General features: G+C 66.3%; 9 protein-coding genes. 5 read left to right on the top strand and 4 right to left on the bottom strand.

The window, feature by feature from the left end:
* Positions 1 to 7: 7 nt before the first annotated feature.
* Both ACOCMM_RS11500 and ACOCMM_RS11495 read right to left on the bottom strand, forming a co-directional pair.
* Positions 8 to 1,525 (bottom strand): class I adenylate-forming enzyme family protein, encoded by a 1,518-nt coding sequence (locus ACOCMM_RS11500; protein ID WP_419553291.1) that lies wholly within the window; start codon positions 1,523 to 1,525, stop codon positions 8 to 10.
* Positions 1,526 to 1,537: 12 nt separating this feature from the next.
* The gene (locus tag ACOCMM_RS11495) at positions 1,538 to 3,634 is read right to left on the bottom strand and encodes a molybdopterin-containing oxidoreductase family protein (protein ID WP_419553290.1); all 2,097 of its coding nucleotides are present in this window, start codon (positions 3,632 to 3,634) and stop codon (positions 1,538 to 1,540) included.
* A gap of 55 nt (positions 3,635 to 3,689) precedes the next feature.
* On the opposite strand from ACOCMM_RS11495, the gene ACOCMM_RS11490 reads away from it, so the two are divergent.
* On the top strand, positions 3,690 to 5,156 hold the full coding sequence (locus ACOCMM_RS11490) for an MFS transporter (protein ID WP_419553289.1): 1,467 nt from the start codon (positions 3,690 to 3,692) through the stop codon (positions 5,154 to 5,156).
* A gap of 46 nt (positions 5,157 to 5,202) precedes the next feature.
* Here ACOCMM_RS11490 and ACOCMM_RS11485 read toward each other — a convergent pair whose 3' ends face one another.
* Both ACOCMM_RS11485 and ACOCMM_RS11480 read right to left on the bottom strand, forming a co-directional pair.
* On the bottom strand, positions 5,203 to 6,150 hold the full coding sequence (locus tag ACOCMM_RS11485) for a calcium/sodium antiporter (protein WP_419553288.1): 948 nt from the start codon (positions 6,148 to 6,150) through the stop codon (positions 5,203 to 5,205).
* Between the two features lie 33 nt (positions 6,151 to 6,183).
* Positions 6,184 to 7,974, bottom strand: a complete 1,791-nt coding sequence (locus ACOCMM_RS11480; protein WP_419554869.1) for an IlvD/Edd family dehydratase — start codon at positions 7,972 to 7,974, stop codon at positions 6,184 to 6,186.
* Positions 7,975 to 8,187: 213 nt separating this feature from the next.
* On the opposite strand from ACOCMM_RS11480, the gene ACOCMM_RS11475 reads away from it, so the two are divergent.
* From ACOCMM_RS11475 to ACOCMM_RS11460, 4 genes are all read left to right on the top strand, one after another.
* A complete protein-coding gene (locus ACOCMM_RS11475; RefSeq protein WP_419553287.1) occupies positions 8,188 to 9,195 on the top strand; it encodes a thiamine pyrophosphate-dependent dehydrogenase E1 component subunit alpha in 1,008 nt (335 codons plus the stop codon).
* On the top strand, positions 9,192 to 10,205 hold the full coding sequence (locus ACOCMM_RS11470) for an alpha-ketoacid dehydrogenase subunit beta (RefSeq protein WP_419553286.1): 1,014 nt from the start codon (positions 9,192 to 9,194) through the stop codon (positions 10,203 to 10,205). The genes ACOCMM_RS11475 and ACOCMM_RS11470 overlap by 4 nt, the downstream gene beginning before the upstream one ends.
* A gap of 112 nt (positions 10,206 to 10,317) precedes the next feature.
* Positions 10,318 to 10,884, top strand: coding sequence for a hypothetical protein (locus ACOCMM_RS11465; RefSeq protein WP_419553285.1), 567 nt, complete (start codon positions 10,318 to 10,320; stop codon positions 10,882 to 10,884).
* Between the two features lie 14 nt (positions 10,885 to 10,898).
* The gene (locus ACOCMM_RS11460; protein WP_419553284.1) at positions 10,899 to 12,389 is read left to right on the top strand and encodes a 2-oxo acid dehydrogenase subunit E2; all 1,491 of its coding nucleotides are present in this window, start codon (positions 10,899 to 10,901) and stop codon (positions 12,387 to 12,389) included.
* Positions 12,390 to 12,563: the final 174 nt, after the last annotated feature.

Here is a 12,563-nt window from a genome sequence, read left to right as displayed (position 1 = left end):
AGGCGATTCAGGATGCGGAGGGTTCCGAGTCGGGTGTGCGAACCAGATCGGCAGCCCGCGCGACGAGGCCGTTGCGGTCGATCTTTGCTGTCGAGGCAAGCGGGATCTCGTCGACGAACCACACGTGACGGGGGTGGGCGTATGCCGGCCCGATCGCGAGTGCGTACTGCTTCACCGCATCGATGGTGAGCGTGCGACCGGGCTCGATGCGTACGAATGCGGCGGGCAACTGGCCCTTCAGCTCGTCGGGCACCGGAACCACGACTGCCTGGTGGACCGCAGGGTGCTTCTCGAGCAGCTGCTCCACTGCGTCTGGATAGATGTTCTCGCCTGCGCAGACGAACATGTCGTCGACCCGACCGACGAAGAAATACCAGCCGTCGGCATCACGGGTCATCAGGTCACCTGTGTGGTACCAGCCGTCGGTCAGCCGCTCTGCGTTGACTTCGGGCAGGTTGTGGTAGCCGGCCATCACCCCGGGCGAGCGCACCCACAGCTCGCCCGCATCTGAGTCTTCCCCGGTTGCAGGGTCGACCAGTCGCAGCTCCACCTTGGGATGTGCGTGGCCGACGGAGATCTTGGGCCGTGGCTTGCCCTGCGGATGGGGCCCGAATTCGAGCACGGCTTCTGTGGTGCCGTAGCCGTTCGATACCTGTGCTCCCGGAAGCAGGCGTTGCACGTCGCTGTGGAGGGCTTCGGTCAACGGCGCCGAGCCGATGAAGGCACGTTGGACCGAGGACAGGTCAGGGATCTGCTCGCCGGCCGCGACGCGGGCAGCGACCTCGGCCGTGACGAGCGCGAACATCGTCGGCACGCCCGAGCACATCGTCACGCTGTGCTCTGTGATGGCGTCGATGTAGCCGGCGGCTGTAAATCCAGGCAGGAGGACCACTGTGCCTCCGTTGGCGAACGCCAGCTTCGAGGACATCGAAGCGTTCTTGTGGTACAGCGGGGCAGAGACGAGCATCACCTCGCCGGGCATCGCCGCGCCGTACTCCAGAACCGTGAAGATGATGTTCCTGTGAGTGAGCAGCACGCCCTTGGGCCGGCCGGTGGAGCCCGAGGTGTAGATGTGCACAGCGATGTCGTCCTCGTGCATGTCTGCGGGGCCTGGGAGCGGTTCGTGCGAGTGCAGCTCATCCCATTGCGGCGACCCGATCACAATGTTCGGCACATCGGGCGGGACGAGTGCGGCGTGCTCACGGTCGGAAATGACCAGCTGCACATCGGCGTCGTCTGCGATGTACGCTTGGGTTTCCGCCGGCAGCTTGGTGTTCAGCGGCACGAATACCAAGCCCGCCGCAGGTGCGCCGAACAACACGTCGTAGAACTCGCCGCAGTTGCCGGCCAGCAGGCCGACGCGCGCCGATGACGCGAGACCGCGTGCAGCCAAGCCTGCACCGCAACGCAGTGCCCGATCTCGCAGCTCAGCAGCGGTGACGTGTCTGGTGGGTGAGGCGGAACGGTCGATGAGCACGACGGCGTCGTCGCGCGCGGCGCGTTCAAGCAGTTCGGCGACGTTCATCGCCATCGCAGGCTACGGCGACGAGCTGGCCAGTGTCCGCGGATCGCGATGGGCCGGTTCGACTTCGACAAGCGTGTCGTGAAAGGCCGCCGAACCGACGTCGGGATCGGGACCGCCGACCGCAGCGTTGGTCAGGACGTTGACGGTGCGCGCATCGGCGCTTCGGGCCCACCAGCCAAAGGGCATTGCCACCAGCCCGGGCTGCAAGCGGTCCGAGATGGTGGCGTCGGTGTACAGCTCGCCGCGGTGGTTGAAGACACGCACCCGGTCACCTTCGAAGATGCCCCGCACCGACGCGTCGGCGGCGCTGATCTCGAGGCGTGGCCGCGGCGGTTCCGGAAGGTGGTGCTCGAAACCGCCGTAGTGGCTGTTGAGGAAGCGCAGGTGCTGCTTCAGCGTCATGAGCGCCAGCGGGTAGCGCCCGGCCAGCGCAGCGTCGCCTGCGGGTGATTCTGCTGCGGGTCGGTAGCGGAGCGCACCGAGCTGCAGCGGGCCCAGTTGGCGACGCGGGGCCCTATGGGCAGCGTCGGCACTCGACGGCGGCGACAGCGGGACCTCCCGTTCGACCAGGGCAGACCAGCCTGTCGGCACGGCCAATCGCGCCCAGCCGTCTCGTTCGAGCCGCTCGTAGGTGATGCCGTCGAGCCAGGGGTGGTCGCTCGCGAGCAAATCCCGCGCCACCTGCTGGTCGCTGTCGGTCAGGCCGGGAGCATCGAGCTTCATCGCATCTGCCAGCCGGCGGAAGATCTCAGTGTTCGCCAAGCACTCTCCGAGCGGCTCGATGGCCGGCAGGTTCAGCGATACGTACAGATGGCCCCACGCGTTCATCAGGTCGAGGTGCTCGATCTGGGTGGTCGTGGGCAGCACGATGTCGGCGTACCTCGCGGTGTCGGTCATGAACTGCTCGATCACCACGGTGAACAGGCCGTCGCGTTCGAGGCCGGCGAGCACCCGGTTCTGGTCGGGCGTGATGGCAGCGGGATTGCAGCCATAGTTCATCAGCACCGTCACGGGCGGCTCGAGGTCGCTGTTGGTGAGCACGTCGCCGAGTGCCGACATGTTCACGGCCCGCTCAGGACCGGGCGGCGGCACAACGTCGGCGAATGCCGTGTCGAAGTACACCTGCGTGGAGCGCATGTAGACAGAACCCGAGACGGCGGCCAGGACGGCGATCGAGCGGTGGATGTCCCGGCCGTGTTCACGGTGCTCCATGCCGATGAGCGAACGCAGCACCGTCGGCCCCGATTGGGCGATGCGGTGCGCCAGCCCAACGATGTCGGAGGGTTCTATGCCAGTGACGCTGGCAGCGTCGTCGAGGCTCATCGCCCGGGCTTCGGCCCGCAGCTCTGGCCAGCCGTCGGCGTTGGCCTCGAGTCTTGCCTCGTCGATCGATCCCTCGCGGTCCAGCACGCCGATGATTCCCAACACCAGGGCAACGTCGGTGCCCGGACGCGGCTGGAGGTGCCAGTCGGCCCGCTGGGCTGTCATGGTGGCGACCGGGTCGACGACGATGACGCTGGCATCGTTGCCGCGAGCCGTTTCGATGAATCGCCACAGGTGACGGTTGGTCAGCAACGTGTTGGTGCCCCACAGCACCACGGTGCGGGCATCGGCGATCTCGGTGGGATCGGCTCCGAGGGGGACACCCAGCACATCGGACGCGCCCAACCACGCAGTCACTCCGCAGATGTCACGGTTCAGGCGGGTGGCCCCCAGTGCAGCGAAGAACCGGTCGGCCAGCACACCCTTCTGCACGAGTCCTTGTGTGCCGTCGAGCGAGTAGGGCAGCACGGTCTCGCCACCGTGGCGAGCAATGGCCGCGGCCGTGCGTTCGGCAATCTCAGCGATCGCAGCATCCCACTCCATCGGCTCGAACCGACCTTCGCCCTTGGGCCCGGCTCGCCGCATTGGCCCCAGGAGCCGGTCAGGGTGGTACACGCGGTCCAGGAACGGATTCACCTTCGGACAGAGCTGGCCGTCGGTGAACGGATGAGTCGGATCGCCTCGCAGGTGCACGGCGACGCCGTCGCGAACCGTGACTTCCCACGCGCAGGTGTCTGGGCAGTCGTGGTGGCACGCTCCGCGCACGATCGTTGGGGAATCGCTCATCGGGAGCTCGCTCCCGGCGGCCGCCTCAAGAATCTCCGTGGGCATCACCCCTAGCATGGCTTACAAGAACCTGCGCGCCCGCATCGAATTCCGGGCACAGCGTGCACGAGGCCATCGCCCCATGTCACAGTCGACGTTCTCGGCGACACCGATCGCCGCGCCGCCTCTTGGCGAGCCGTCGCGCCTGTTCAGCGGCCCGTTCCTGATCCTGAACATCAGCGCACTGTTCTCGGCTATCTCGTTCTCTTCGATGCTGCCGCTCACGGCATTGCTGGTCACCAACCAGACAGGCGGCGGTGACGTGGCAGTCGGCTTCGCCATCGGGGTGTTCGCCATCACGGCCATCGCAGCCCGGCCGCTCATCGGCCGCCTCGGCGACGAGCGTGGCCGCCGCTTCTTGATCGTCCTAGGCGGCTTCACGACAGCGGCGACGTTTTTTGCTCATATCTGGGCCGACACCTATGCGGTGATCCTCACCATGCGCATGCTGACTGGGGCGTTCCAGGGGATGTTCTTCGTGGGCAGCGCCGCGATGATCAGCGATCTGGCCCCTGAGCACCGCCGAGGCGAGGCCATCAGCTGGTTTTCGGTGTTCCTCTATTTCGGAATGGGGCTGGGCCCAGGACTGGGAACGATGATCGAGGAGTGGGGCGACTCCTCGTTCGTGTTCGGGGGCTTCGACGCGGCGTTCGCCCTCGCGGGAGTGCTGATGGCGCTGTCGGCTGTCATCGGCTGGTTTCTTCCGAAGGACTCGCCGAGCGTGCTGGTCCATCACGTCGCCGAGGGAGCTGGCGGCCAGGTGAACGGGGCCTCAGAACATGGCGCTTCGCGACTGCAGATGCGTCTCGCCAGCGCTGCACGTCCACTGGTGTTCCAACTCGTCGGGAAAGAGGGAGGCGCAGTCCGACTGCCCCCGGCAACCCCCGAACATCCGCCGGCGACCACCTCAAACGCTGGCGGGGTTTTCTACAAGCCAGCTCTGTGGCCCGGGACAATCCTCGCGATGGGGATCATCATCATTCCGGCGCTGTACGGCTACCTGCCCAAGCTCGCGGAGGAGCACAGCCTCGGCTGGCTCGGTCCGGTCTTCTTCGTTTACAGCATGCTGGTGCTGGTGCTTCGCATCATCGGGCGCAAGCTGCCCGACAAGCTGGGCACGAAGCGAACGGCGACGTTGGCACTCATCGGTGCGGCCGCCGGCATGGTGGTGATCGGTACCTTTGTGTCGGTACCGGGGCTGTACGTCGGCGTGCTGATCCTGGCCCTCGGCGGCTCACTGCTCTACCCAGCGCTGATGGTCGCCGCTGTCGAAGGCGTCCCGGTCAACGAGCGCGCCCGTGCCATGAGCACCTTCACGATGTTCTTCGAGCTGTCTGCCGGAATCGGCGGGCCGATTCTGGGTGTCACGGCGTGGCTCGTCGGCGCCACGGTCGGCGCCTTCTACGCGGCGGCCGCATGCTCGCTGTTCGGCATCGTGCTGCTGGGCATCTGGCAGCGCGGTGTCACTCCCACGCGTTCCTGAGCTAGAGGCGTTCGCCATTGAACGGCGAATTGTGGCCGCGTTTCGTTTAACTGGTGCCGAGCAGGACCATTGCGCCGATGTAGATGGCGAGCAGGGCGACGCCGTCGATTCGGCTGGCACGCTTGCCGACGAGCGCACCCAGGTAGGCCAGCACGATCACGGCCATCATCGCTCCGATTCCGAGGCCGGTCAGCGAGGGGTCGTCGATGGCTCCCGCACCCACCAGGCCCATGGCCCCGCCGACAGCAAGGCTGTTGAAGACGTTTGAACCGAAGAGGTTGCCCACGATCAGCTCGGTGTGCCCTCTTCGAGCGGCGGCTACAACGGTTGCGAGTTCCGGCAACGACGTGCCCACCGCTACGACCGAGAAGCCGATGAAGCCGTCGCTGAGGCCCCAGTGCTCCGCGAGTTCGGTGGCGCCTTCCACCGCGAGCTGGGCGCCCACGATGACGCCGAACAGCCCCAGCAGCGCCCGGATCAGATTGGTGATCGACCGACCGACGTCCTGAGCGACAGGAGACGTGCCTTTATCGGGCGGAAGGGTCTCGTCGCGCGACGTGCGCACCAGCCACACCAAGGTGATTGCCATCAAAACGGCCAGCAGGCCGCCCTCAAATCGGCTGAGCGTGCCGTCCACGACCAACAGAGCGAATATCGCTGCGGCAGCCACCGACCAGGGAACATCGCGACGCAGCGCCATGCGGGAGAACGGGATCGGCATGAGCAGGGCTGCCACTCCGAGGCCCAGGCTGAGGTTTGCCACGTTCGAGCCCACGATGTTGCCCACGCCGAGCGCGGGCTCGCCATTGATCGCCGCCAGCGAGGACACGACCATCTCCGGTGCGGACGTGCCGAAGCCCAGCACTACCGCCCCGATCACTGCAGGTCGGATGCGCAGCGCGGTGGCGAGCTGCGAGGCGCCCGTTACAAAGTGATCACCAGCCCACACCAGCACCACTAGGCCTGCCAGCAGCGCCAGCAATGCGAGGATCATCGCTGCGACGACCTCGATCCCAATGGCGCGGACCTAGTGATTGTGACGCGGGGTGCCATGGGTGCGAGCGGTGTCGCGGTACTTGACGGCCGGGCGAAGCACCATTCCCTCGTCGAATTGGCTGACAATCGACCGCTGGATCTCTTGCCACGGGGTATGCGATGGCGGCACGGGGTAACCACCGACCTCGTCCAGATCGGCCCGGCGGCGGGCCAGTTCGTCATCGTCGACCAGCATGTCGGCGCTGCCGCGGCGCAGATCGATCCGGACCCGGTCGCCGGTGTGCAGCAGCGCCAAGCCGCCGCCGACTGCCGCTTCGGGAGCCGCGTTCAGGATCGACGGCGAGCCCGACGTTCCCGATTGACGACCGTCGCCGATGCACGGCAGCGAATGGACTCCGCGCACCAGCAGTGCTGCCGGCGGTTGCATGTTGACGACCTCGGCACCGCCGGGGTAGCCGATCGGACCGGCCCCGCGAACGAACAGCATGCAGTTCTCGTCGATGTCGAGATCGGGGTCGTCGATGTTCGCCCGGTACTCCTCCGGTCCGTCGAAGACGATGGCGCGTCCCTCGAACGCGTCGGGATCGTCAGGATTGGACAGGTAGCGGTGGCGGAACTCGTCGGAGATGACGCTGGTCTTCATGATGGCGCTGTCGAAGAGATTCCCTGACAGATTGACGAAGCCGGCATCAGCCAACAACGGCTCGCCAGCGCTGCGGATCACGTCAGCGTCCATGATCTTGGCATCGGCACAGTTGTCGCCGATGCTGTTGCCATTGGCTGTCAGCGCATCGGGATGAGGCAGCAGTCCGGCACGTATCAGCTCGCCGACCACGGCAGGCACACCGCCGGCGTGGTGATAGTCCTCACCGAGATAGGACCCGGCGGGCATCAGGTTCACCAGCAGCGGCACTGCGAAACCGTGCTTCTGCCAGTCGTCGTTGTCCAGCGGGACCCCGAGATGCGCGGCGATCGCGTTGAGGTGGATCGGGGCATTGGTGGATCCGCCGATCGCAGAGTTCACGACGATGGCGTTCTCGAATGCCTCGCGGGTCATGATGTCGGACGGACGCAGATCCTCCCGCACCATCTCGACGATGCGCAGCCCGGTGCGGTACGCCATTTGCGCCCTCTCGCGGTACGGGGCTGGGATTGCGGCGGAGCCTGGAAGCTGCATGCCCAGCGCCTCGGCGAGCGAGTTCATGGTGGTGGCGGTGCCCATCGTGGAGCAGTAGCCCACCGACGGGGCCGAGGACGCCACCAGGTCGATGAAGCCCGTGTCGTCGATCTCGCCGGCGGCATAGAGCTCACGGGCCTTCCACACGACGGTGCCCGATCCGGTCCTGCGGCCCTCGTGCCAGCCGTTCAGCATCGGCCCGACAGACAACGCGATGGCCGGCACGTTCACCGTCGCGGCCGCCATCAGGCATGCCGGTGTGGTCTTGTCGCAACCGATGGTAAGCACCACACCGTCGAGGGGGTATCCCTGCAGCACCTCGACGAGGCCGAGATAGGCCAGGTTGCGGTCGAGCGATGCGGTGGGTCGCTTGCCGGTCTCCTGGATGGGATGCACCCCGAACTCGAAGGCAATTCCGCCGGCTTCGCGGATGCCCTCGCGCACTCGCTTGGCCAACTCGAGGTGATGTCGGTTGCACGGCGACAAATCAGAGCCGGTCTGGGCGATGCCGATGATGGGCTTGCCCGACTGGAGTTCTTCTCGTGTCAGCCCGAAGTTGGCATAGCGCTCGAGGTAGAGCGCCGACATGAGCGGGTCGCCCTCGATGTCGAACCAGGCCGCCGAGCGCAGACCGCCGCGCCCGATGCCGGGGTCGGGTCCGCCGACAGGATGGATCGAACGAGGTTCGGAGGATGAGTGTGAATCTGGTTCGGAAGCCACCGGGCCACACTACGCCTCGCTGCGGGTCGCACAGCAGCCGTGCGGACCCCCGCTGGAGCACACGACGCAGCCACCACGGTGGGCTCACAAGCGCGGAACTAGTGTGTGGCGGGCCGATACCGCGCTGAGGGGGCACGCATGGATCCGAGCCCAGAAGTACTGCTGGATATGCACCGACGCATGGTGCGCATCCGTCATTTCGAGGAGTCTGCCGGGCGGCTGGCCGAGCAGAACCGGCTGCCGGGATTCCTGCACCTGTACGTGGGGGAGGAAGCGGTTGCTGCAGGAGTGTGCGCCAACCTCGATGATGATGACCAGATCAGCTCGACCCACCGGGGCCACGGGCACTTGGTGGCAAAGGGTGGCGACTACAGCCAAATGATGGCTGAGCTGATGGGCAAGGCCACCGGCTACTGCGGGGGCAAGGGCGGCTCCATGCACATCTGCGATCTCGACTTGGGAATGCTCGGTGCGAACGGCATCGTCGGCGGCGGTGTCCCCATCGCTGTCGGCGCCGGGTTCGCGAACAAGTACCGGGGCAACGACCGGGTCTCGGTGGTGTTCTTCGGCGACGGCGCCTCGAATATCGGGGCGTTCCATGAGGCTGCAAACATGGCGGCGGCATTGTCGTTGCCGGTGCTGTTCGTGTGCGAGAACAACGAGTACGGCGAGTTCACGCCGCGTGAGCGCACGATGGCCATCACCGATGTGGTGGACCGAGCTGCCGGCTATGGCATGCCCGGGGCAATCGTGGACGGCATGGACGTGGTGGCGGTGTGGGAGGCAGCCAACGAGGCCGTCAGCCGGGCCCGTCGGGGTGAAGGGCCCTCGTTCATCGAGGCCAAGACATACCGCTTCTACAACCACCACGGGGTGCAGACGCTCGGCATGAAATACCGCTCCGACGACGAGCTCGCACAATGGAAACAACGAGACCCGATCGAGCTGTTCGAAGATCGCCTGGCGGCGGCCGGCGTGCTCGATGCCGACGGTGCTCAAGCCGTTCATGATGCCGCCGAGGCCGACATCGAAGCGGCGATCGCATTTGCCGAAGAGAGTCCGCTGCCCGACCCGGACAATCTGCTGGCCGACGTCTACACCGGCGCCAACTTGACCGCAGCCGCGTACTCAGGAGCATCATCATGACCGCCACTGCCAATGCCACTGCCGGTGCCTCAGGACGCAGCATCGCCTATGGAGCTGCTTTCGCCGAGGGGCTCGCACAGATGATGGAGGCCGACCCGAATGTGTTCGTGGCCGGTGAGGACGTCGGTCGAGCCGGGGGAGTGTTCGGTTCGTTCCGCGGGCTGAACAAGCGCTTCGGCGATATGCGGGTCGTGGACACGCCGATCAGCGAACAGGCCATCGTGGGTCTCGGCACCGGGGCAGCGGTCAGCGGCCTGAGGCCGGTCGTGGACCTGATGTTCATGGACTTCATGCTCGTTGCCATGGATCAGATCGTGAACCAGGCAGCGAAGCTGAAGTACATGTTCGGCGGCAAGGCCACGCTGCCGCTCACGATCACCACGAGTGCCGGAGCAGGGCTGTCGGCCGCAGCTCAGCACAGTCAGAGCCTCGAGGCCATGTTGTGCCACATCCCGGGCCTCAAGGTGGTCATGCCGTCGAACCCGTACGACGCGAAGGGCCTGCTGATCTCGTGCATTCGTGACGACAACCCGACGGTGTTTGTGAAGCACAAGCGCCTGCTGGGCATGCGTGGGGACGTTCCCCCCGACACCTACGAAGTGCCGTTGGGCTCGGCCAGCATCGTGCGGCCCGGCGACGACATCACCGTGGTGACGTACGGCCGGATGGTGCACGAGGCCACATCGGCTGCTGATGCGCTCGCGGCAGAGGGGATCGAGTGCGACGTGATCGACCTCCGCACGTTGCAACCGCTCGATATCGAGACGGTGATCCGATCGGCGCAGAGGACAAACCGCGTCGCCGTGGTGCACGAGGCGGTCCGATTCGGCGGCCTCGGCGGTGAGATCGCGTCGCAGATTGCTGAGGAGGCATTCGACTATCTCGATGCTCCGATCGAGCGCGTCGGCGCGCCGTTCAGCCCGGTGCCATTCAGTCCCGTGCTCGAGAAGGAATGGGTGCCCAACGCCGAGATGATCGGCGAGCGAATCCGAGCACTCGCGGCCTCGTGACCAAGGCTGCTGGCCCGACGGTCGGCATCGTTGCTAACCCGCTGGCCGGCAAGGACCTAAGAAGGCTCACCTCAGGGGCCACACCGTTGCCGGCTTCGCGGCAGGAGCGGTGGTGAGCGGTCTCGGGGTTGCGGCAGAGGTGGCAGCCCAGGCAAAGATCATTGACATCACGATGGAGTCGAGTGGCGGCTCAGATATCGCGCTCGTCGATGTGTGCCTGGTGCGGGGCGCGTTTGTGGGTGCACGCGCCGTGTGGGAATCGGCGTCGGTGAGCGAGATTGTCGCTGCCATCGCCGAGCCGGCATCGGTGGGACTGTCAGCCATCGCTGCGACCGTCGCCCCGGTGGGGCGCCACGAAGCCGGCGGAGTCCATGTCCGCTTGGGGTGCGCGTCGCGCAGTGTGCAACACGGCAGACACATCCGGGCAGCAGTGATGCCCGGCAGCTATTCCGACATCAGCATCGAACATTGCGAGAAGCTGCGATTCGACCAACTGGTCACGTTGCGAGGTCCCGGTGTGCTGACGCTGGACGGAGAGCGCGAGATCGTCCTGGCCCGAGGCGAGAGGGCAGAGGTCACCGTCAATTCCAACGGCCCACAGGTGATCGACGTAGGCGCAGCGGTTGCGGCGGCACAGCGACGGCGCTACCCCGTCGGGCCTGCGGTTGCGAGCGGCTGAGCGAGGGGACGCCGATGGCCACCGAGTTTGCGATGCCGAAGCTGGGTCTGACGATGGAGTCAGGCACGATCTTGCAGTGGCTGGTACCCGACGGTGCCGAAGTCCGCAGCGGCCAAGCGGTGTTGATCGTCGAGACCGACAAGGTCGAAACCGAGATCGAGGCGTCCGGCAGTGGCGTGCTGGCTCAGACGGGGGATGTCGGCGAGGAATACGCCTGCGGCGTGAGGATCGGTTGGTTCTTGGAACCGGGGGAGTCCCCGCCCGAAGCAGCAACCGGACCTCGTCAGGCACCAGCGCAGGCTTCCACGGCGCCGCTGTCGCACACGCAGCCGGCAGCCGCCGCTGCGCCGTCTGCAGCACCGACACGGGTTCCCGGGGAACGTGTCCTGGCGTCGCCTGCAGCCAAGCGTTTGGCGAGGGAACTCGGCGTGGAGTTGGCGGTCATCGCCGGGACAGGTCCCAAAGGCCGCATCACCGAGCGTGACGTGCGAGCAGCGTTGGACGCATCATCTGCTCCGGCCTTGGGCGAAGCAACTCCAATGGCGACAACTGCGCCGGACCTCAGCGCGGCAGTGTCACCGCCAGCAACTCTGGCGGCCCGGCAGCTCGCGGACCTGCTCGGCGTAGACCTACGTATTGTTCGAGCCAGCGCTGCCGATGGCCGTATCTCGCGCGCAGACGTTGCTGTCCACGTACGCGAAGTGCTGGCCCGGCTGAGCCCACCCGTCGAGCCGGCCCGGCCCGCCCCGCCGAGTGCGGCTCCCGAGACGAAGCCCGCCGCAGCGGACGAGGCACCACCACTTGCCCAGACGCCCACGGAGGAGATCCCCTTGCGAGGCATGCGCGGTGTCATCGCGGATCGGATGAGCGCGTCGCTGCGATCAATGGCCCAGCTCACGCTCACGATGGATGTTGACATGAGCGCAGTGGTGGCGGAACGAGCAGCGCTGGCTGAAGCTGACCGCAGCGACAACGGCGTTGGCACCGCCGATGCTGCAGTGCCCGGCTACACCGACTACGTCGTGGCCGCAACTGCCGCTGCGCTGCGTGCCCACCCGCGCATCAATTCCCAGGTCACCGCCGATGCGGTTGCGCTGTTGGGGGACATCCACGTTGGTCTCGCTGTCGCACTCGACGACGGCCTGCTCGTGCCGGTGATCCGTCATGCCGACCGTCTGAGCCTGAGCGAAATCGCAGCAGAGACGAAGCGCCTTGCCGGCGGCGCACGCGAGGGAGCGTTGGGCTACGACGACTTCCAGGGCGCCACGTTCACGGTCACCGCACTTGGCATGTTCGGCGTGGACGCATTCACGCCGGTCATCAACCCACCGAACACCGCCATCTTGGGCGTGGGACGCATCCGCACTGAGACCGACTGGTCAGGTGGCAACCCCGCAGCCCGCCCGGTGCTCACCCTCTCGCTGACCTGGGATCACCGAGCCTTCGACGGCGCCCCAGCCGCCCGTTTCGCCGGCGCAGTGCGCGACTGGCTCGAATCCCGCTAGGGATTGAGGCAGCAGACGGGAACGTCGAGGGCCACGGCGCGGCGGTGACGGTAGTGGCATAGGCAGTCGTAGATGGCGACATGATCGATGTCGCTGACATCGTTGCACGTCGAGAACCCGAACAGCTGGTTGGCCCCGGGGAGGTCGTCTGTTGGGTTCGGTCGGTGTTTGGTT

The organism is Candidatus Poriferisodalis sp., from assembly GCF_965198245.1.
GTDB lineage: Bacteria > Actinomycetota > Acidimicrobiia > Acidimicrobiales > Poriferisodalaceae > Poriferisodalis.
The sequence above is the reverse complement of the archived record's forward strand: the minus strand, read 5'-3'. Positions and strand labels throughout refer to the sequence as shown.

Excerpts from the sequence above, each read along its gene's own strand:
- ACOCMM_RS11485 (WP_419553288.1), bottom strand. The coding sequence starts at position 6,150 with ATGATCCTCGCATTGCTGGCGCTGCTGGCAGGCCTAGTGGTGCTGGTG.
- ACOCMM_RS11475 (WP_419553287.1), top strand. The coding sequence starts at position 8,188 with ATGGATCCGAGCCCAGAAGTACTGCTGGATATGCACCGACGCATGGTG.
- ACOCMM_RS11500 (WP_419553291.1), bottom strand. The coding sequence starts at position 1,525 with ATGAACGTCGCCGAACTGCTTGAACGCGCCGCGCGCGACGACGCCGTC.
- ACOCMM_RS11470 (WP_419553286.1), top strand. The coding sequence starts at position 9,192 with ATGACCGCCACTGCCAATGCCACTGCCGGTGCCTCAGGACGCAGCATC.
- ACOCMM_RS11460 (WP_419553284.1), top strand. The coding sequence starts at position 10,899 with ATGGCCACCGAGTTTGCGATGCCGAAGCTGGGTCTGACGATGGAGTCA.
- ACOCMM_RS11490 (WP_419553289.1), top strand. The coding sequence starts at position 3,690 with ATGGCTTACAAGAACCTGCGCGCCCGCATCGAATTCCGGGCACAGCGT.
- ACOCMM_RS11495 (WP_419553290.1), bottom strand. The coding sequence starts at position 3,634 with ATGAGCGATTCCCCAACGATCGTGCGCGGAGCGTGCCACCACGACTGC.